Origin of the sequence: Lacisediminihabitans profunda (genome assembly GCF_008040105.1) — a bacterium.
Classification (GTDB): domain Bacteria; phylum Actinomycetota; class Actinomycetes; order Actinomycetales; family Microbacteriaceae; genus Lacisediminihabitans; species Lacisediminihabitans profunda.
Window position 1 is genome coordinate 285,114 of record NZ_VRMG01000007.1, and the last position, 18,956, is coordinate 304,069.

Here is an 18,956-nt window from a genome sequence, read left to right on the forward strand (position 1 = left end):
CAGATGAACGCCACACTCCAGCCGCTCCTGCACGACGAGATCGTGATCCTGCGCGCACCGACCCAGGCCTGGTCGTCGCCCTCCGGCGCGATCGGCTCCGGCGCCATCCACGGCATCTATCACTCGGATGTTCGGATCGTGTCGAGAGTCGAGGTGCGCTACGACGGCTACGAGGTCGAGAGCATCGCGACGGTTCCGGGCGGCGCGGAGAGTGTGGCGTTCATCGGGCTGCTCCGCCACCTCGACGACTCGACCCCGGATCCCCGGGTGCGCGTGGTGCAGCGCCGAACCGTCACGACGACGGGCGCCATCGAGTCGATCGTCTTCGAGTCCACGCTCGAGCACGAGGTGTCGTGCACGGTGGTCGTGCGGCTGCAGAGCGACCTCGCCGAGATGGACCTCGTGAAAGCCGGGCTCACGGAGCCGCTCGCCGCGATCAGCATCGAGGGCGAGACGGCCTCCTGGGGCCGGGACGCCATCGAGGCGTCGCTGCGGGCCACCGGCGCGGCGCTCGCGATCGCCGCCGACGGCTTTCTCGAGCTGACCTGGACGGTCACGATTCCGGCCAAGGGCTCCACCCGCCTGGGCTGGGCGATCGAGGCATCGGATGCGGATGCCGTCGTGCGCGGTCTCACCACGCCGCCCGGCTGGTCGGTTCCGGTGCTCACCGGCGGGGACGACCGCCTCGCGCGCTGGGTCTCCCGGGCCCTCGGCGACCTCGACGCGCTGCGCCTCACCACGGTCGCCGATCCGACCTCCGAGTTCCTCGCCGCCGGCGCACCGTGGTTCTTCACCCTGTTCGGCCGCGACTCGATCTGGGCCGCGCGCTTCATGCTTCCGCTCGGCACCCGGCTCGCCGGGGACACCCTGCGCGTGCTCGCCGGGCTCCAGGGCACCGCCACCGTCGCCGAGACGGCGGAGCAGCCCGGCAAGATCATGCACGAACTCCGACGCGGCACCCTCGAGATCCCGGGTGCCGGGATCTCGCTTCCGCCGCTCTACTACGGCACCGTCGACGCGACGGCGCTCTGGGTGTGCCTGCTTCACGACGCCTGGCGCTGGGGTCTGCCGGGCGACGAGGTGCGGTCCATGATCCCCCAGCTCGTTGCCGCCCTCGAATGGATGCGGGACTTCGGCGACGCGGACGGCGACGGCCTTCTCGAATACGTGGACTCCACCGGCAAGGGGCTCGCCAACCAGGGCTGGAAGGACTCCGGCGACTCAGTGCAGTGGCGAAACGGCTCGCTCGCCGAGGGGCCGATCGCGCTCTGCGAGGTGCAGGCTTACGCCTTCGAGGCGGCCACCCACGGCGCCGACCTGCTCGACCACTTCGGGGTGGACGGCGGCGACGAGTGGCGCGCCTGGGCCGCCCTTCTCAAGTCGCGCTTCAACGAGACGTTCTGGATCCAGGATTCGGACGGGGCATACCCGGCGATCGCCCTCGACGCGCAGAAGCGCGCGGTGGACACCGTCACGAGCAACCTCGGGCACCTGCTCGGCACCGGCCTTCTCGACGACCGCCAGGCCGCCCTCGTGACCCGTCGTCTGGTGTCGCCGGAACTCAACTCTGGCTTCGGGCTCCGCACGATGTCCACCGACTCGGCCGGCTACTGGCCGCTGAGCTACCACGGCGGCAGCGTCTGGACCCACGACACGGCCATCGCCATCCACGGCCTCAGTCGGGATGGCTTCGTGGCCGAGGCGGGGACGCTCGTTTCCGGACTGCTCGCCGCGGCATCCGGTTTCGACTACCGCATGCCCGAACTGCACTCCGGAGACGCGGCCTCTGCCTTCGCGTCTCCTGTGCCCTATCCGGCGGCCTGCCGACCGCAGGCCTGGTCGGCGGCCGCTGCCGTCTCGGTGCTCGGCAGCGTGCTCGGCCTCAACCCGGACGCCCAGTCGGCCACGATCGGGGTGTCGCCGAGCCCGCTCGCCGGCTCGCTGTCGGTGTCCGGACTGCGGCTCGGGGACGCGGATGTCTCGATCACCCTCAACCACGACGGCGAGGTCACCGCGGCCTCTGGTGCCGGGGTGCTCGTCGGCTGACGCCTCGTGTTTCGCACCCGCGTTTCCCGACTCGCGCGTTTCCCGCGCAGGTGTTTCTCGCGACCCGGGTTTCTCCCTATCCGCGTTTCTCCGGAGGTTTCCGCCCGAAACAGCCGAAACGGCCCGACTCGGGCCCGAAAAGGGACAATTGACGCGAATCCTCCGGAGAAACGCACGTCGCTGCGGGCGGGTGCCGACGCCTTTGTCACCCCCGCCGTCGGTGAGGACGACATCGGCTGCCTCCAAGCAGCGAGCGGATGCGGCGTCATCCGTGCCATTCGTCTCGGCTGGCCAGTGCGGCACGCGTTTCTCCGGAGGTATCCGTCCGAAACCGCTATTTCGGCCCGATTCGGGGTCGAAATGGGCCGGTAGACGCGAAACCTCCGGAGAAACGCGTGTTGGCGCGAGGCGCGGAGCGCGGGACGAGAAGCGGGAGGCGGGTCAGCCGATGTTGGAGAGGGTCGCGATCACCTGGCGCGCGATCTGCCGGCCGGCCCGGTTCGCGCCGATCGTGCTCGCCTGCGGGCCGTAGCCTGCGAAGAAGATGCGCGGGTCCTTCCAGGCCGACCCATTGCCCACGGACACGCCGCCCTCCTTCTCGCGCAGCTTGAGCGGCGAGAGGTGGCGGAGTTCCGGGCGGAAGCCGGTGGACCAGACGATCGCATCCGCCTTCTGGAAGCTCCCGTCCTCCCAGCGCACGCCATCCGGCTCGATGGAGGAGAACATCGGCCGGGCGACGAGCAGCCCGCGGTCGATGCCCGACTGGATTCTCCTGGTGCGCGGGATGCCGGTGCCGCTGACGATGCTCGGGAGCGCACGGCCCGCGCGGGCGGCCTCGTCCTGCATCGCGACGGCGGCCTTGCCGTCCTCCATGTTGAGCTCCCCGTCGTCGAGGTACTCGACGGGACGCCTCGTCACCCAGGTCAGCTCGGACGCCACGTTCTCCAGCTCGAGCAGGAAGCCGATCGCGGAAGTGCCCCCGCCGACCACGACCACGCTCTGGCCGGCGAACTGCGCAGCGGACCGGTAGTCGGTCGTGTGCACGTGCCGGCCCCGGAAGTCATTGAGCCCCGGATACCACGGCACGAAGGGCGATCCCCAGGTGCCAGTGGCGTTGACGACGATCTCGGTGGTGAGCTCCTCCTCAGCGAAACCGACCACGAGTTCGGTGCCCCGATTGAAGACCCGCTTCACGTCCACCGGGCGGCGCACCTGCAGGTTGTAGTGCTCCTCGTACTGCCGGTAATACTCGGCGACCACGTCCTTCGCGGGCAGCGTGCGATCCGCGGTCTCGAAGCTCAGGCCGACGGCATCCATCCCGGGAAGGTCGTTGATGCGGTGTGCCGAGCCGATGCGGAGGGCATCCCAGCGCAACTGCCAGGCTCCCCCGGTGGACGGTCCGCGGTCAAGCACGACGAAGTCGCTGCCCGGTTCGAGGCCGAGTCGCTGGAGGTAGAACGACACCGAAAGTCCGGCCTGGCCCGCACCAATCACCACTACGGAGGGGTGCGTCGGAGAGGATGTCACGCGTTAACGTTAGCCGTCGTTCCCGCGCGTGCTCACGGAGCCAAAGGGATGGTGTCCCGCATGCTAAAGTTGCCCTTTAGATTTCGTAGTTCCTTGTTGGTCATCCCAGGCAATTGTGAGCTTGCTCGGGCAGGAATCGTGAGGGGGTCAAGCCATGGGGCGCGGCCGTCAAAAAGCTAAGCACACCAAAGTTGCCCGCGAGCTGAAATACTTCAGCCCGGACACCAACTACAACGCGCTCGAACGCGAACTCACGCACCCTGTCACCGGGGCTCCCGTCGACGCTCGCCTCGAAGAAGACCTCGAGAAATGGCCGGAATTCAACACGGCCAGCGGCTACACGGACGAGTACTCGGAAGACGAGTTCGAGTCCGACCAGAACAAGACCGCGTAGGCGGCATCACCTCACCACGTGGGTCGGGGCGCGGCTCCACTGCCGGGCAGTTGTGTGCCCCTCCGCCGATCTTGGCAGGAAAGTGCTCCAGGCAGGAAAGGGCTCTAGACCGGAAACGGCCCTGGACCGGAAAGTGCTCTAGGCCGGGTACGCGCCGACGAGTCGAACGGCCCCGCCATTCACGCCCTTTGCGCCCTGCTCGAAGCCGGTGAGGTCTCGTGCGCCCACGGTGACGCCGCCGACGAGCCAGGCCGGGACACCGCTCGTCACGAGCCTCGTGATCACCGCGTCCGCGGCATCCGCGCTCACGACCGCGATCATGCCGATCCCCAGGTTCCAGGTACCCTCGGTCTCGGTGAGGGCCATGCCGCCCCACTCCGCGAGTACGCGGAACACCGGCTGGGGCGACCACGCGCTGCGATCAATCTCGACCCAGCAGCCCACGGGCAGCACCCTCGCGAGGTTGGCGGCGATCCCGCCTCCGGTCACGTGGCTGAGGGCGTGCACGCTCGAGGCGAGAGACTCGTCGGCGAGCAGCTTGAGGAGCGGTTTCGTGTACAGCCTGGTCGGCTCGAGCAGGACCTCGCCCACCAGCCCGCCGAGCTCGTTCGAGTGTTCGGCGTAGGTCATCTTGCGGCCGGCCAGCACATGCCGCACGAGTGAGTAGCCGTTGGAGTGCAGGCCGGATGACCCGAGCGCGATGACGACGTCGCCATCGGCCACGAGGTCGGCGCCGAGCAGGCGGTCGGCCTCGACCGCTCCGACGGCGGCACCGGCCACGTCGTAGTCGTCCGGGCCGAGGAGCCCGGGATGCTCGGCCGTCTCGCCGCCGACGAGGGCGGTGCCGGTCTCGGCGCAGCCCCGCGCGATGCCGGCCACGATGTCGGCGATCCGGGTCGGAACGACCTTGCCGCACGCGATGTAGTCGGTCATGAAGAGCGGCGTCGCGCCCACCACGACGATGTCGTCCACGACCATGCCGACGAGGTCGATCCCGATGCTGTCGTGCTTGTCGATCGCCTGCGCGATGGCCACCTTCGTGCCGACGCCGTCGGTGGAGGTCGCGAGCAGGGGGCGCTCGAACGACTTGAGAAACGACACGTCGAAGAGCCCGGCGAAGCCGCCGACGCCGCCCAGAACCTGCGGGCCGTGCGTCCGGGAAACCGCCGCCTTCATCAGTTCGACGGCCAGGTCTCCGGCCGCCGTGTCAACGCCCGCTTCGGCGTACTTGCTGGCCATTCGTGTTCCGTTCCTGAACCGTGAAAGACTTGGGTTAATCACCCCCAACTCTACGGTCTGGAGACTCACCGCGAATGTGCGGCATTGTCGGCATCGTTTCTTCGGAACCCGCCAACCAACAGGTCTACGACAGCCTCCTGCTTCTACAGCATCGCGGTCAGGACTCCACGGGCATCGCCACCGCGGAGGGACGCACCTTCCACATGGTGAAGGCCAAGGGCCAGGTGCGCGAGGCGTTCCGCACCCGTGACATGCGCGCCCTCCCCGGCAACATGGGGCTCGGCCACTGCCGCTACGCCACCAAGGGCAGCGCCGCCAACGAGGAGGAGGCCCAGCCGTTCTACGTGAACGCGCCGTACGGCATCGTCCTCGTGCACAACGGCAACCTCACCAACACGCGCGAGCTCACTCAGGAGCTCTTCCACATCGACCGCCGGCACCTCAACACGAGCTCGGACACCGAGCTGCTGGTGAACGTGCTCGCCCACGAGCTGCAGGAGCAGGTGACGGGGCTCGACCTCGACCCCGACCAGATCTTCGCCGCCGTCGAAAGGGTGCACGAGCGCGTCGAGGGCTCATACGCGACCATCGCGATGATCCCCGGCTACGGCCTGCTCGCGTTCCGCGACCCGTTCGGCATCCGCCCCCTCGTGCTCGGCAAGCGCCCCCGCGGCTTCGTCGGGGAGGACTGGATCGTGGCATCCGAGTCCCTCGTTCTCGAGAGCGCCGGCTACGAGTTCGTTCGGGATGTCGCCCCCGGAGAGGCGATCTTCATCGCCCTCGACGGCGAGATGATCTCCCGGCAGTGCGCGAAGAGCCCGCGGCTCGTGCCGTGCTCATTCGAGTACGTCTACCTCGCCCGCCCCGACTCGATCATGAACGGCATCTCGGTCTACGAGGCGCGACTCCGACTCGGCAACCGGCTCGCCGACACGATCGCCAAGTACACGCCGATGGGAGACATCGACGTCGTCATGCCGATCCCGGACTCTGCCCGCCCCGCCGCAATGCAGGTGGCTCAGAAGCTCGGGGTGGAGTACCGCGAGGGGTTCTACAAGAACCGCTACGTGGGACGCACGTTCATCATGCCCGGCCAGGCCGAGCGCAAGAAGTCGGTGAAGCAAAAGCTCAACGCGATGGGCTCCGAGTTCCGCGGCAAGAACATCCTCATCGTGGACGACTCGATCGTGCGCGGCACCACCTCCAAGGAGATCGTGCAGATGGCCCGCGAGGCCGGCGCGAACAAGGTCACCTTCACCTCCGCCGCACCCCCGGTGCGCTTCCCGCACGTCTACGGCATCAACATGCCGTCCCGGCAGGAGCTCGTGGCGCACGGCCGCAAGATCCCGGAGATCGCCACCGAGCTCGGCGCCGACTACCTCATCTACCAGGAGGTCGCCGACATGCAGGCGGCGATCATCGAGGGGTCGAACGTGACCGCCCTCGAGATGAGTTGCTTCACGGGCGAATACATCACCGGCACCGTCACGCCCGAATACCTCGACTGGGTGGAGCGCACGCAGCTCAGCTGACCGCGTGATCTCGGCGCACCAGGGCTCCAGCTCCAGCTCCAGCTCACCTCAGCGCGGTGAGGTGCCCGGATTTGCCACTATCCGGCCAACGATGACGACAGTTGTGGGCACCTCAGCGCGGGCGAGCGAGCGAGCGAGCAGCCAGGGCCGAACCCGCGCCGCGCCGCGCCGAAAACGCAGGACATCCGCCGCCCCACGCCGACTGTGGCCGCGCAAAGGCGTCTTTCAGGCCGAATCTCCTGCGTTTTCAGGGTGCGCGGTCAGGGTGCGCGGTCAGGGTGCGGCTCGTCGGCGGCGGGCTCGTCGGGGGCGGGGAGCGGGTCGACCGCGGTGTGTTCGACGACGACGCTTCTCGCCCGTCGGCTCGACACCCGGTCGAGCACGATGGCGACGATGGCACCGACCAGCACTCCGGCCGGAACGCCGTAGAGGGCGAAGTAGCCGAAGAGAGCACCGAACCCCACTGCGGGGTCCACCGGAAACAGCGCTGTCAGCACGAAGGTGACGATCGCCCCGAGTCCACCGCCCAGGATCAGGAAGATCGGGTAGCGGGGGGCGCGCCGGATGCGCACCTCGGCGGCCGCGACGGTGCCGGTCGGCGGCTTCGCGTCGTCCGGATGCTGGGCTGCCCCGTCTGGAGGCGTCTCGACTGGCATGGTTCTATTCTCCCGTGCCCGCTGCATCCCAGATCACCGGCAGGAGGCTCGCCAGGTCGGCGCGGGAACCGGAGGCCGAAATGCGCCCGTGCTCGATGGCGTGCTGCCAGGTGTCCCCGCCGGTGGCGATCGCGAGCCAGGTGAGGGCATCCGTCTCGACCACGTTCGGCGGCGTGCCCCGCGTGTGGCCGGGACCCTCGATGCACTGCACGGCCCCGAACGGCGGCACGCGCACCTCCACCGAGTTGCCGGGGGCGGCGTCGGCGAGCACCTGCAGCAGGTAGCGCACCGCGGTGGCCTCCGTGTCGCGGTCGGCGACCGTCGCGAGCGCACGGCGCACGGCCTCGCCGCCCACGGCATCCGAAATCCTGGGTTTCGCCATACCTCAACGGTAGCGCGCGGCGCGGCACAGGATGCTACGGGCCGGGACGACCGCCCGACCGCCAGTTGGGTACGCTTACCGGGTGAGAATCCTCGTCCTCGGCTCAGGCGCGCGCGAACACGCCATCATCACGGCGCTGCTCAGCGAAGACGCCGCCCACGAGATCACGGCGGCGCCCGGCAACGCGGGGATCGCGGCCGAGGTCGGCGTGATCGCCCTCGACCCCACCAACCCGACGGTGGTCACCGAGTTCGCGATCGAGAACGAGATCGATCTCGTCGTGATCGGGCCGGAGGCACCGCTTGTCGCCGGCGTGGCCGACCGGCTCCGCCAGCGCGGCATCGCCGTGTTCGGGCCGGGCAAGGCGGCCGCGCAGCTCGAGGGCAGCAAGACCTTCGCCAAGCGCATCATGGAGGAGGCCGGAGTGCCGACCGGCCGCGCGGTGCGAGTGGGGTCCCTCGACGAAGCCGTCGCTGCCATCGACGAGTACGGCGCGCCGCACGTGGTGAAGGCCGATGGGCTCGCCGCGGGCAAGGGAGTGCTCGTGACAGCCGACCGGGAGGCGGCGATCGCCCACGCCGCGTACTGGCTCGGGCATGGCAGCGTGCTGATCGAGGAGTTCCTCGACGGCCAGGAGGTGTCGCTCTTCCTGCTGAGCGACGGCCACAACGTGCTGCCGCTCTCCCCCGCCCAGGACTACAAGCGCCTCTCCGACAACGACGAGGGCCCGAACACCGGCGGCATGGGCGCATACTCGCCGCTGCCCTGGCTCGCCGATGGCTTCGTCGACGAGGTCATCGACACGATCGCCTTGCCCACCATCCGCCGTCTCGCCGTCGAGCAGACGCCGTTCATCGGCCTGCTCTACTGCGGCCTCATCGTCACCGAGAACGGCATCCGGGTGATCGAATTCAACGCCCGGTTCGGCGACCCGGAGACCCAGGTGGTGCTGCCGCGCCTCGTCACCCCCCTGAGCGGCCTGCTCTTCGCCGCCTCGACGGGTGGGCTCGGGTCGCTGCCGCGCCCCGAATTCTCCGATGACGTGGCCGTGACCGTGGTGCTCGCGAGTGAGGGCTATCCGGAGACCCCGATCACCGGCCGGCCGATCCGCGGCCTCGACACCGCGCTCGCGATCGATGGCGTGACGATCGCCCATGCGGCAACCGCCGACCTGGACGGCGTGCTCGTCTCGACCGGCGGCCGCGTGCTGAGCGTCGTCGCCACCGGGTCCGACTTCGCGGATGCCCGCTCCCGTGTCTACCGAGCGCTCGAGGCGATCGAGCTCGAGGGCGGCCAGTACCGCACCGACATCGCCGCCCGGGTCGCCCAGTGAGCGCGACGGGCCCGGGCGCGGCGGACCTCACCGCCGACGGCTGGACACACGCCTACTCCGGCAAGGTGCGGGACCTCTACATCGAATCCGGCGTGCCCGACCTTGCGAGCGCCCGACGCGTGCTCATGGTGGCGAGCGACCGGGTGAGCGCCTTCGACCACGTGCTCGAGCCGGGCATCCCCGGCAAGGGGGAGCTTCTCACCACCCTCAGCCTCTGGTGGTTCGACCAGCTCACCGGCGTGCCGAACCACCTCATCGCCGACCATGAGCTGCACGGCGACACGGTGACGGACCTGATCCCGGATGCCGTGGCCGGGCGGGCGATGCTCGCCCGCACCCTCGACATGTTCCCGGTCGAGTGCGTGGTGCGCGGCTACCTCGTGGGCTCGGGCTGGCTCGAATACCAGCAATCGCAGAGCGTCTGCGGCATCGCCCTTCCGGCCGGGCTGGGCAACGGCGACCGCCTGCCCGAGCCGATCTACACCCCGGCGTGGAAGGCCCCGATGGGCGAACACGACGAGAACATCTCCTTCGAACGCACCGTCGAGCTGGTGGGCGAGGATGTCGCGGCCTCGCTGCGCGACCTCAGCCTCGAGACCTTCGCCAGGGCATCCGCGATCGCCGAGGCGCGAGGCGTGATCCTCGCCGACACCAAGTTCGAGTTCGGCCGCAACCGCGACAACGGGGTGATCACCCTCGCCGACGAGGTTCTCACGAGCGACAGCTCCCGCTACTGGGACGCGGAACTCTACGCCGCCGGCGGCCCTGACCGGCTCGCCAGCTTCGACAAGCAGATCGTTCGCAACTGGCTCAGCGCCCACTGGGACATGACGGGGACTCCCCCCGAGCTGCCGTCCGACATCGTTCAGCAGACGGCGGCGCGCTATCGGGAGCTGATCGAGAGGCTCACCGGCCGATGATCGTGCGCGCGGTCGACTGGGACGACCCGGCCGCTGTGACCCTCAGGGACGCCCAGCGGCGCGAGGTCTCCGCCCGCTACGGGTCGCCGGATTCCGAACCCGGGCCGGCGCCCACCGCGGACGACATGGTCGTCTTCCTCGTCGCCTACGACGCGGCCGGCGAGCCGGTCGGCTGCGGCGGCCTGCGGCCGCTCGGCCCCACCGAGGGGGAGATCAAGCGGATGTTCGTGACCGTGCCGCATCGCGGAACCGGCGTCGCCACCGCCCTGCTGGCCGCCCTCGAGGATGAGGCGCGTGGCCGCGGTTGGCTGAGGCTCCTGCTGGAGACCGGGGACCGGCAGCCGGAGGCGGTGCGGTTCTACGAGCGGGAGGGCTACTCGCGAATCCCCAACTTCGGGCACTACGCCGGCTCGCCGATCTCGCTCTGTTTCGCGAAGGCTCTCGTGGTGGGCGACCCGGCGGCGGATGTCGCCTGCGAGGGCTGCGAGTGATTGCTCCGCTCCGGCACGAATAGCCGTCGCCGAACCGGGCGGGGGTGATTACATTCAGTCATGACAACCCACACGTCCTCCCGCCCCCACATCGTCCCGCGCCGGCTGCTCGCCGACGGCCAGGGCCATCATCCGTCGGTCATGGCGGAGGCGACCCGCCGCGCCGCGAGCGTTCAGCTGCGCATCGCCGACGGGATCACCGCCTTCGCCGGCTCGATGCGTTTCGTCTACGTGCACGCCGTGCTCTTCACCCTGTGGATGCTGCTGTTCGAGAAGAGCCCGTGGCCCACCCTGACCCTCGTCGTGTCGCTCGAGGCGATCTTCCTCTCCACCTTCGTGATGATCGGCCAGAACCGTCAGGCGGCCTTCCAGCAGGTGAAGGCCGACCACGACTTCGTGTCGACCGAGCGGGAGCTCGCCGACAACACGGCGTTGACCAAGCAGATCGCCGACCTCACCCAGCGGATCGAACACCTCACGAACGAGATCCACAGCGAGGTCGTCGGCAAGGGCACCGTCGCCACGGCCTGATCCGAGCGTCTCAGTCGGCGTCGCGCTCGTCGAGCGCGGCGACGATCGCCGTGCTGATCTCCTCGAGTTGCCCCACCTGCTGCGGCGAGAGCCGGGACAGGGCGACGGCGCGCACCTCGGTGGCCTGCCGCGGGGAGACCCGGCGCACGAGCCGGCTGCCGGCCTCGGTGAGGGCGACGATCTGCACCCGCCGATCGGTCGCAGACCGCTCACGGGCGAGCCAGCCGGACTTCTCCATGCTCGTGACGGCGTGGGTGAGGCGGCTGGGCGAGTGTCGCAGCCGCGCCGCGAGTTCGCTCGCCGGCAGGCGATGCCCCGGCGTCTCGTAGAGAAACACGAGCAGCGAGAAGTAGGCGTGCGGCAGCCCGCCGTCCCGCTGCGACTGGCGGTCGAGGGCCTCCTCGAGCACGAGCACGGCGGTGACGAGAGATCGCCAGGCCCGGGCTTCCGGCTGTTCATCCATTCGCCCCACCCTATCGGGAATAGTTGAGATCTCAACTAAGTTGGATCCGGTAGACACGAAAGGCACCCCATGAGCACCCAGGATCTTCTCGCCGCCGATACCGCGATGGGAGCGGTGACCCTTCTCGTCGCCGACCTCGACGCGATGACCGCCTACTACCGGGATGCCGTGGCCCTCAGCGTGATCGGCCAGACCGCCGACACGGTAACGCTCGGTCGCGGCGGGACGCCCCTCATCATCCTCAGCCATGCCCCCGGCCTCGTGCACGCGAGTCCGCGCGACGCCGGCCTCTTCCACACCGCCATCCTGTTCGACAGCGAGGCCGCCCTCGCCGCCGCGGTGTACTCCGTGGCCACGAAGGCGCCTGGCACCTTCACCGGCAGCTCGGACCACCTCGTGAGCAAGGCGTTCTACTTCACCGACCCGGAGGGCAACGGCGTCGAACTCTATTGGGACCGCGACCGCAGCCAGTGGAGCTGGACGCACGGCCAGATCGAGATGAACACCCTCTTCCTCGACCCGAACGCCTTCCTCCAGCAGAACCTCACGCCCGAGGCCATCGAGCGCCCTGACTTCGGTGACGCGGTGGTGGGGCACGTGCACCTCTCGGTGGGCGACATCGCCTCGGCCCGCGAGTTCTACGTCGACCGCCTCGGGTTCGAGCAGACCACCCTGTTCGGTTCGCAGGCGCTCTTCGTGAGCGCCGGCGGCTATCACCACCACATGGCGATGAACACCTGGAACAGCGCGGGGGCGGGGCGGCGAGCGCGCACCCTCGGACTCGGGCAGGTGGACATCGTGCTGCCGACCGCGGACGACCTCGGCGCCCTCGGCGAGCGGATGACCGACTTCGGAGTGCAGACCCGGCACGACGGCCGCACCCTCGCCTTCGACGACCCGTGGGCCAACCTCATCCGGGTCACCACGGCGGAACCGGCCCAGGAGACGGCTCCCCGCACGGAGTGAGCCGGGAATCCGCGCACCTGCCCGCATCCCGTCGCCCGGGTCGTCCCGTCGGCCCGGTCCTCCCGTCGGCCTGATCCTGCCGTCGGCCCGCCTCTCGTCGGCCCGCCGAACACTCGCCCGTCACCAACTGCTCTCTACCGGCCGCCAGTGAGCAGTTGGTGACGGATGAGTGAGGGGGCGGAGGCGGGACGGGGCGGGCGGGGCGATTAGCATCGACGGGTGACGACAGAGCGGGACAAGACAGAGCGGGACAAGACGGCGCAGCCCAAGGCTGCCGCCGCCGGGACCGCGACGGTGAGGACTCTGCGGCCGAACATCCTGAGTCGGCTCGTCGCCGTGACGCTCTCCCCCGTGCTGATCGTGCAGGCGCGGCGTGCCCGGCGAATCATCCCGAGGCTGCCGGATGCCGCCGAGCCGTGGTCGGGGACGCTGGCCGGCCCGCACCCGGTGCGGCTGCTGGTGCTCGGCGACTCGACCGCGGCCGGGGTGGGGGCCGACACCCAGAATGACGCGCTGCCCGGCAATCTCGCCCGGGAGGTGGCGCGCGTCACCGGTCGCGGAACCCGCTGGCATGCCGTCGGCGAGAACGGCGCAACGGCGCGGGACCTGCTCCAGCGCTTCGTCGGCACGGCGACCGAACAGAGCTATGACCTGGTCTTCCTCAGCATCGGCGCGAACGACGCCCTCGCGCTGCGCTCCCGGCTCGCCTTCGCGCGGGACGTACGGGAGCTCGTCGCGAGGCTCCGCGCGGCGAGTCCCGACGCCCTGATCCTCGTCTCGCTGATGCCGCGCTTCGACCGTTTCTCGAGCCTGGTCAACCCCCTGCGCTGGAACCTCGCACTGCACGCGGCGAGCCTCGACGACGGCGCCCGGGCGGCCGTCGGCGGTCTCGACCGCGTCTTCGCCATCCCGAAGCCTCCCCCATACACGCCGACGTTCTGGGCCAGCGACCTTTTTCATCCGAGTGCGTCCGGCTATCGGGAGTGGATCGAATTCGCCATCGGGGTCGTGCCGTCTGAACTCCTGAACGGGCTGGTGCGGTGAGCGTCCTGCGCAGCATCGACGAGATCGCGGCCGTCGTGACCGGCGCGCGCGGGGACTCCCGACTCGTGGTCGGCATCGTCGGCCCGCCCGGTTCCGGCAAGTCCACGACCGCGGACCGGCTCGTGGAACGACTCGGCGACGAGGCCGTGCTGCTCCCCATGGACGGCTACCACCTGCCGCAGGCCCGACTCGTGGAGCTCGGACGCCGGGACAGGATGGGCGCCGCGGACACCTTCGACGTCGACGCCCTGGTCGCCACCCTCACCGCCCTGCGTTTCTCCGGAGGTCTCGTGCTCGCGCCGGGGTTCGACCGCGAGATCGAGGAGGCGATACCCGACGCGATCGCGATTGCTCCGGAGAAGCGCGTGCTGGTGGTGGAGGGCAACTACCTGCTGCACGACGCGCAGGGCTGGGAGCGGGTCGCCCCGCTGATCGATCTGAGCTTCTTCGTGGCGGTCGACCACGACATCCGCCTGCGCCGCCTGATCGAGCGCCACGTGCGCTTCGGCAAGACTCCGGATGCCGCGGCCGCGTGGGCGACGGGGCCGGATGAGGCCAACGCGCGCCTCATCGACGGCACCGCGGTGCGGGCCGACCACGAGATCCGTCTCGGCTAGACTGGCTGAATCCACCCCCGTCGAACTCCCTGGAGTATTTGGTGCCCACAATCGTCGTCGAGGTAATGCCCAAGGCCGAGCTTCTCGACCCGCAGGGCAAGGCCGTCGCCGGAGCCCTCACCCGCCTCGGCAAGACCAGGTTCAGCGCCGTGCGAATCGGCAAGCGCTTCGAAGTGACCGTGGACGGGCCGGTGACCGATGAGGTGCTCGCCGAGGTCACCGAGCTCGCGAACGACATGTTCTCCAACTCGGTGATCGAAGACGTCGTCTCGATCACGGTGGCACCGGATGTCGCCCCGGCCCCCCAGCCGGACCTGGCCGTCTCGGTGGAAACGACGGACGCGAACTGATGCGCATCGGCGTCATCACCTTCCCGGGATCGCTCGACGACCGTGACGCCCAGCGGGCGGTGCGCCTCGCCGGCGCCGAGCCCGTCGCGCTCTGGCACGGCGAGCACGACCTGCGCGGAGTGGACGCGATCGTGCTGCCCGGCGGCTTCAGCTACGGCGACTACCTGCGCTGCGGGGCGATCGCGAGCTTCTCGCCGATCATGGCCGAGGTCATCGACGCCGCCAACTCCGGCATGCCGGTTCTCGGCATCTGCAACGGCTTCCAAATGCTCACCGAGGCGCACCTTCTTCCCGGCGGGCTCATCCGCAACGAGCTCGGCAGCTTCATCTGCCGCGACCAGAAGCTGCGGGTGGAGAACGTGAACACCGCGTGGACCAACCAGTTCGAGGCCGGCGCGGAGATCACCATCCCGCTCAAGAACGGCGAGGGCGGCTTCATCGCCGACGCGGAGACGATCGCGAGACTCGAGGGCGAGGGGCAGGTCGCGTTCCGCTACCTCGAGGTGAACCCGAACGGTTCGATCAACGACATCGCCGGCATCTCGAACGCGCGTGGCAACATCGTGGGCCTCATGCCGCATCCCGAGCACGCCACCGAGGAGGGCTTCGGCCCGGACACCGCAGCCGCCATGCGGTCGGGGGTCGACGGCCTCACCTTCTTCACGAGCGCCATCCACGCCCTCATCTCGGCCTAGAGTCGTCGCGTGCGGCGCGCCGGGGTCCCGGAGTCGATGAGCCTGGCGAGGGGCTAACGCTCGTCCCGGTCCACGGCCGGGCTGTCCACGGCCGGGTTGTCCATGACCGGGATCGCGGACGTGAAGTGGCTTGCCCGCTCTTCCGCCTCCGCGGTGCCGGTGAAGAGGCCGATGGGTTCCGTGGGAGTGGCCGCCGCCCGCGGGCGCGCCTCCTGCTCCACCGTCTGGAGGCGGGTGCGCGGCAGGGCCGCCGCGTCGCGGGTGTGCAGCCACTCCACCATCCGCTCGCGCACAAGGCAGCGCAGGTCGAAGAGCGTGGGCGCGTCAACCGCGGTGACCAGCACACGGATGCGCACGAAACCGCCGACGGCATCCGTCACCTGCAGCACGGCGGTTCGCCCGTCCCAGAGATCGGTGTCCGCCAGGATCGCGTCGAGCTGGGTGCGCATCTGATCCGGGCTCACCCGCCAATCGAGGTCGAACTCCACCGAACCGAGCAGTTCGCTCGAGTGCCGGGTCCAGTTCTCGAACGGCGTGCTGGTGAAATAGGTGGACGGCAGCACGAGGCGCCGGTCGTCCCAGATGTGCACCACCACGTAGGTGAGGGTGATCTCCTCGATGCGGCCCCACTGCCCCTCCGCGATCACCACGTCATCCACCCGGATCGCGTCGCTGAAGGCGAGCTGCACCCCCGCGAAGACGTTGGCGAGCGTCGATTGTGCGGCGAGACCCGCGACGATGCTCACCAGTCCGGCCGAAGCGAGCACGCTCGCACCCACCGCCTGCACCCCGGGGAAGGTGAGCAGGATCGAGGCGATCCCGACGATCGTGATCACCACGCCGGCGAGCCGCCGCACGATGATGAGCTGGGTCTGCAGGCGCCGCGCGATCCGGTTGTCCGGCACGTCGGTGCGGTACCGGCCCACGGCGAGACCGATGACGAAGCTCACGATCGCGGCGACGAACCACGTGCCCACGGCGATCATCGCAATCAGGAAGGCGTGGTTGACCGTGGCCCGGAGGCTCGGGTCGGGCAGGGTGATCGCGATGGCGATCCAGGCGGCGCCGATGAGCAGCAGCAGCCGGTAGGGATAGCGGGCACTCGAGCGCAGCGCCTTCGGCCACTCCCGGCGCCGCGCCGCCACCCGGGTGACGACCGAGGTGAGCACGATGATGACCAGGGCGGCCGCGAGCGCCACCGCCGTCGCGACGGCGAGGCCTGGCCACGTCTTCCAGTCGGACATGGGTCCCCTTCGGTTCGGACGCTACCACGGTAGACGGATTTCGCCCCGGCAGAGCGTGCGGATGTCCGCCGGCCGGCTGACCGGAACCGGGCTCCGCCACCCGGATAGAATTGTCCCATCCGGCACGCCCTCGATCCAGGAGCACTTGCGCCCGTGAGCACCCCCACCACAGTTTCCGCTGCAGACACCGTCTCCAACGCCGCCGCCACCCCCGACCGGGTGCAGCCGTTCGGAGCCCTCGGGCTCAAGGAGGACGAGTACCTCAAGATCCGCGAGATCCTCGGCCGCCGCCCCACCAGTGGCGAGCTCGCCATGTACTCGGTGATGTGGAGCGAGCACTGCTCCTACAAGTCGTCGAAGGTCTACCTCCGCCAGTTCGGCGACAAGGTCTCCGAGAAGATGAAGAAGAACCTCATGGTGGGCATGGGGGAGAACGCGGGAGTCGTCGACATCGGCGACGGCTGGGCCGTGACCTTCAAGATCGAGAGCCACAACCACCCCTCGTACATCGAGCCGTTCCAGGGCGCGGCGACCGGCGTCGGCGGAATCGTGCGCGACATCATCTCGATGGGCGCCCGCCCGGTCGCGGTGATGGATGCGCTGCGCTTCGGCGCCATCGACGACCCGGACACGGCCCGCGTCGTGCACGGAGTCGTCGCCGGAATCTCGTTCTACGGCAACTGCCTCGGCCTGCCGAACATCGGCGGGGAGACCTGGTTCGACTCCGTCTACCAGGCCAACCCACTCGTCAACGCGCTCGCCGTCGGCGTGCTGCGGCACGAGGACCTGCACCTGGCCAACGCCCGCGGCGTGGGCAACAAGGTCGTGCTCTTCGGAGCGCGCACCGGCGGCGACGGCATCGGCGGGGCATCCATTCTCGCATCCGACTCGTTCTCGGCCGGCGGCCCGACCAAGCGCCCCGCGGTGCAGGTGGGCGACCCCTTCGCCGAGAAGGTGCTCATCGAGTGCTGCCTCGAGCTCTTCCGCGACAAGCTCGTGGAGGGCATCCAGGACCTCGGCGCCGCCGGCATCAGCTGCGCCACCTCGGAACTCGCCTCCAACGGCGACGGCGGAATGTTCATCGAACTCGAGAAGGTTCTGCTGCGGGACCCCACGCTCACCGCCGAGGAGATCCTCATGTCGGAGAGCCAGGAGCGCATGATGGCGATCGTGACCCCGGAGAAGCTCGAGGGCTTCCTCGCGGTCACCGCGAAGTGGGACGTGGAGACCTCCGTGCTCGGCGAGGTGACCGACACCGGCCGCCTGGTGATCAACTGGCACGGCGAGGAGATCGTGAACGTCGAGCCGCGCACCGTGGCCGTCGACGGGCCCGTCTACAACCGCCCGGTCGCCTACCCCGCCTGGATCGACGCACTGCAGGCCGACTCCACCGCCATGCTCCCCCGCGCCTCCACCCCCGACGAGCTTCGCGCACAGGCCGTGGCCCTGCTCGGCAGCCCGAACCTCGCGTCCAAGGACTGGATCACCAACCAGTACGACCGCTACGTGATGGGCAACACGGCCCTCTCCTTCCCCGACGACGGCGGCATGGTGCGCGTCGACGAGGAGACCGGGCTCGGCTTCGCCGTGGCGACGGATGCCAACGGACGCTTCAGCCAGCTCGACCCGTACCGAGGCGCGCAGCTCGCCCTCGCCGAGGCCTTCCGCAACGTGGCCGTCACCGGGGCGACCCCGGTGGCCGTCTCCGACTGCCTCAACTTCGGCAGCCCCGAGAACCCCGAGGTCATGTGGCAGTTCTCCAGGGCTGTCGAGGGACTGTCCGACGGATGCCTCGAGCTCGAGATCCCCGTCACCGGCGGCAACGTGAGCTTCTACAACCAGACCGGCGACGTGCCGATCCACCCGACCCCCGTCGTGGCGGTGCTCGGCGTGATCGACGACGTGGCCAACCGCATCCCGAGTGGCTGGCAGGACGAGGGCAACAACATCTACCTGCTCGGCATCACCCGCGACGAGCTCGACGGCTCGGCCTGGTCGGACGTGCTGCACCACCACCTCGGCGGCGTCCCGCCCGTCGTCGACTTCGCGGGCGAACAGCGCCTCGCCGGTCTCATCACCGCCGGCTCTGAGCAGAACATCATCGCCTCGGCCCACGACCTGTCGGAGGGGGGCCTCATCCAGGCCGTCTCCGAGTCGGTGCTGCGCTTCGGCGTCGGCGCCCGGGTCTGGGTGAGCGAGATCATGCAGCGGGACGGCGTGGATGCCACGGCCGCCCTCTTCAGCGAGTCCACCGGGCGCGCGATCGTCTCGGTGCCGCGCGAGGACGACGTGCGCTTCGTCGGCCTGTGCGAGGGCCGCGGCTATCCGGTGCTGCGGATCGGCGTCACCGATTCCGGTGGAGCCCTCGAGGTGCAGGACCAGTTCACGCTCACGATCGACGAGTTGCGCGACACGCACCGCGGCACGCTGCCCGAGCACTTCGGCCCCGTGGTCGGGTACTAGCTGTAGTTCCCAGGGACGTTGTGATCAGCGTGGCGTGAGCCGATTGGTGAAGACCTCCGGTAT

At 69.5% G+C, this 18,956-nt stretch carries 19 protein-coding genes; 13 read left to right on the forward strand and 6 right to left on the reverse strand.

Annotated features, from left to right (window positions below; genetic code table 11):
• Positions 1-3: 3 nt before the first annotated feature.
• The gene (locus tag FVP33_RS10795; protein ID WP_147783651.1) at positions 4-2,046 is read left to right on the forward strand and encodes a glycogen debranching N-terminal domain-containing protein; all 2,043 of its coding nucleotides are present in this window, start codon (positions 4-6) and stop codon (positions 2,044-2,046) included.
• 441 nt (positions 2,047-2,487) lie between these two features.
• Here FVP33_RS10795 and FVP33_RS10800 read toward each other — a convergent pair whose 3' ends face one another.
• Positions 2,488-3,573: an NAD(P)-binding domain-containing protein gene (locus FVP33_RS10800; RefSeq protein WP_147783652.1), complete on the reverse strand. Its 1,086-nt coding sequence runs from the start codon at positions 3,571-3,573 to the stop codon at positions 2,488-2,490.
• Between the two features lie 154 nt (positions 3,574-3,727).
• Between FVP33_RS10800 and FVP33_RS10805 the strand changes: the two genes are divergently transcribed.
• On the forward strand, positions 3,728-3,967 hold the full coding sequence (locus FVP33_RS10805) for a DUF3073 domain-containing protein (protein WP_147783653.1): 240 nt from the start codon (positions 3,728-3,730) through the stop codon (positions 3,965-3,967).
• A 138-nt stretch (positions 3,968-4,105) separates the two neighbouring features.
• Here the strand turns inward: FVP33_RS10805 and purM are convergent, their stop codons facing one another.
• On the reverse strand, positions 4,106-5,206 hold the full coding sequence (gene purM / locus FVP33_RS10810; protein WP_147783654.1) for a phosphoribosylformylglycinamidine cyclo-ligase: 1,101 nt from the start codon (positions 5,204-5,206) through the stop codon (positions 4,106-4,108).
• A gap of 74 nt (positions 5,207-5,280) precedes the next feature.
• On the opposite strand from purM, the gene purF reads away from it, so the two are divergent.
• Entirely contained in the window at positions 5,281-6,738 is a 1,458-nt protein-coding gene (gene purF, locus FVP33_RS10815) for an amidophosphoribosyltransferase (RefSeq protein ID WP_147783655.1), read from the forward strand.
• A 260-nt stretch (positions 6,739-6,998) separates the two neighbouring features.
• Here purF and FVP33_RS10820 read toward each other — a convergent pair whose 3' ends face one another.
• A complete protein-coding gene (locus FVP33_RS10820) occupies positions 6,999-7,394 on the reverse strand; it encodes a hypothetical protein (RefSeq protein ID WP_246142294.1) in 396 nt (131 codons plus the stop codon).
• Between the two features lie 4 nt (positions 7,395-7,398).
• A complete protein-coding gene (locus FVP33_RS10825; RefSeq protein WP_147783656.1) occupies positions 7,399-7,776 on the reverse strand; it encodes a sterol carrier family protein in 378 nt (125 codons plus the stop codon).
• A gap of 82 nt (positions 7,777-7,858) precedes the next feature.
• On the opposite strand from FVP33_RS10825, the gene purD reads away from it, so the two are divergent.
• Genes purD through FVP33_RS10845 form a run of 4 tightly spaced genes read left to right on the forward strand, consistent with a single transcriptional unit; the run spans position 7,859 to position 11,051 of the window.
• Positions 7,859-9,109: a phosphoribosylamine--glycine ligase gene (purD, locus tag FVP33_RS10830; protein WP_147783657.1), complete on the forward strand. Its 1,251-nt coding sequence runs from the start codon at positions 7,859-7,861 to the stop codon at positions 9,107-9,109.
• Positions 9,106-10,029 carry a phosphoribosylaminoimidazolesuccinocarboxamide synthase gene (locus FVP33_RS10835; RefSeq protein ID WP_147783658.1) on the forward strand — a complete coding sequence of 308 codons (924 nt, stop codon included), beginning with the start codon at positions 9,106-9,108 and terminating at the stop codon, positions 10,027-10,029. The genes purD and FVP33_RS10835 overlap by 4 nt, the downstream gene beginning before the upstream one ends.
• The gene (locus FVP33_RS10840) at positions 10,026-10,520 is read left to right on the forward strand and encodes a GNAT family N-acetyltransferase (protein WP_147783659.1); all 495 of its coding nucleotides are present in this window, start codon (positions 10,026-10,028) and stop codon (positions 10,518-10,520) included. Before FVP33_RS10835 ends, FVP33_RS10840 begins: the two co-directional genes overlap by 4 nt.
• Positions 10,521-10,580: 60 nt before the next feature.
• Positions 10,581-11,051 (forward strand): DUF1003 domain-containing protein, encoded by a 471-nt coding sequence (locus tag FVP33_RS10845; RefSeq protein WP_147783660.1) that lies wholly within the window; start codon positions 10,581-10,583, stop codon positions 11,049-11,051.
• 10 nt (positions 11,052-11,061) lie between these two features.
• On the opposite strand, the gene FVP33_RS10850 is transcribed toward FVP33_RS10845, so the two are convergent.
• Positions 11,062-11,514, reverse strand: coding sequence for a MarR family winged helix-turn-helix transcriptional regulator (locus tag FVP33_RS10850; protein WP_147783661.1), 453 nt, complete (start codon positions 11,512-11,514; stop codon positions 11,062-11,064).
• Positions 11,515-11,583: 69 nt separating this feature from the next.
• Here FVP33_RS10850 and FVP33_RS10855 point away from each other — a divergent pair, with 69 nt between their 5' ends.
• The 5 genes from FVP33_RS10855 to purQ all read left to right on the forward strand — a co-directional run bounded on the left by FVP33_RS10855 (position 11,584) and on the right by purQ (position 15,186).
• Positions 11,584-12,480: a VOC family protein gene (locus FVP33_RS10855; RefSeq protein WP_147783662.1), complete on the forward strand. Its 897-nt coding sequence runs from the start codon at positions 11,584-11,586 to the stop codon at positions 12,478-12,480.
• Positions 12,481-12,699: 219 nt separating this feature from the next.
• Positions 12,700-13,524: an SGNH/GDSL hydrolase family protein gene (locus tag FVP33_RS10860; RefSeq protein WP_147783663.1), complete on the forward strand. Its 825-nt coding sequence runs from the start codon at positions 12,700-12,702 to the stop codon at positions 13,522-13,524.
• Entirely contained in the window at positions 13,521-14,141 is a 621-nt protein-coding gene (locus FVP33_RS10865; RefSeq protein WP_246142295.1) for a nucleoside/nucleotide kinase family protein, read from the forward strand. The genes FVP33_RS10860 and FVP33_RS10865 overlap by 4 nt, the downstream gene beginning before the upstream one ends.
• A gap of 41 nt (positions 14,142-14,182) precedes the next feature.
• A complete protein-coding gene (gene purS, locus FVP33_RS10870) occupies positions 14,183-14,491 on the forward strand; it encodes a phosphoribosylformylglycinamidine synthase subunit PurS (RefSeq protein ID WP_147783664.1) in 309 nt (102 codons plus the stop codon).
• Positions 14,491-15,186 carry a phosphoribosylformylglycinamidine synthase subunit PurQ gene (gene purQ / locus FVP33_RS10875; protein ID WP_147783665.1) on the forward strand — a complete coding sequence of 232 codons (696 nt, stop codon included), beginning with the start codon at positions 14,491-14,493 and terminating at the stop codon, positions 15,184-15,186. The genes purS and purQ overlap by 1 nt, the downstream gene beginning before the upstream one ends.
• A gap of 53 nt (positions 15,187-15,239) precedes the next feature.
• On the opposite strand, the gene FVP33_RS10880 is transcribed toward purQ, so the two are convergent.
• Positions 15,240-16,430, reverse strand: coding sequence for a mechanosensitive ion channel family protein (locus FVP33_RS10880; protein ID WP_147783666.1), 1,191 nt, complete (start codon positions 16,428-16,430; stop codon positions 15,240-15,242).
• A gap of 153 nt (positions 16,431-16,583) precedes the next feature.
• Here FVP33_RS10880 and purL point away from each other — a divergent pair, with 153 nt between their 5' ends.
• Entirely contained in the window at positions 16,584-18,893 is a 2,310-nt protein-coding gene (gene purL, locus FVP33_RS10885) for a phosphoribosylformylglycinamidine synthase subunit PurL (RefSeq protein WP_147783667.1), read from the forward strand.
• The last annotated feature ends 63 nt before the right edge of the window (positions 18,894-18,956 follow it).

Excerpts from the sequence above, each read along its gene's own strand:
- purM (WP_147783654.1), bottom strand. The coding sequence starts at position 5,206 with ATGGCCAGCAAGTACGCCGAAGCGGGCGTTGACACGGCGGCCGGAGAC.
- FVP33_RS10855 (WP_147783662.1), top strand. The coding sequence starts at position 11,584 with ATGAGCACCCAGGATCTTCTCGCCGCCGATACCGCGATGGGAGCGGTG.
- FVP33_RS10850 (WP_147783661.1), bottom strand. The coding sequence starts at position 11,514 with ATGGATGAACAGCCGGAAGCCCGGGCCTGGCGATCTCTCGTCACCGCC.
- FVP33_RS10820 (WP_246142294.1), bottom strand. The coding sequence starts at position 7,394 with ATGCCAGTCGAGACGCCTCCAGACGGGGCAGCCCAGCATCCGGACGAC.
- FVP33_RS10840 (WP_147783659.1), top strand. The coding sequence starts at position 10,026 with ATGATCGTGCGCGCGGTCGACTGGGACGACCCGGCCGCTGTGACCCTC.
- purQ (WP_147783665.1), top strand. The coding sequence starts at position 14,491 with ATGCGCATCGGCGTCATCACCTTCCCGGGATCGCTCGACGACCGTGAC.
- FVP33_RS10845 (WP_147783660.1), top strand. The coding sequence starts at position 10,581 with ATGACAACCCACACGTCCTCCCGCCCCCACATCGTCCCGCGCCGGCTG.
- FVP33_RS10795 (WP_147783651.1), top strand. The coding sequence starts at position 4 with ATGAACGCCACACTCCAGCCGCTCCTGCACGACGAGATCGTGATCCTG.
- FVP33_RS10825 (WP_147783656.1), bottom strand. The coding sequence starts at position 7,776 with ATGGCGAAACCCAGGATTTCGGATGCCGTGGGCGGCGAGGCCGTGCGC.
- FVP33_RS10805 (WP_147783653.1), top strand. The coding sequence starts at position 3,728 with ATGGGGCGCGGCCGTCAAAAAGCTAAGCACACCAAAGTTGCCCGCGAG.
- FVP33_RS10880 (WP_147783666.1), bottom strand. The coding sequence starts at position 16,430 with ATGTCCGACTGGAAGACGTGGCCAGGCCTCGCCGTCGCGACGGCGGTG.
- purF (WP_147783655.1), top strand. The coding sequence starts at position 5,281 with ATGTGCGGCATTGTCGGCATCGTTTCTTCGGAACCCGCCAACCAACAG.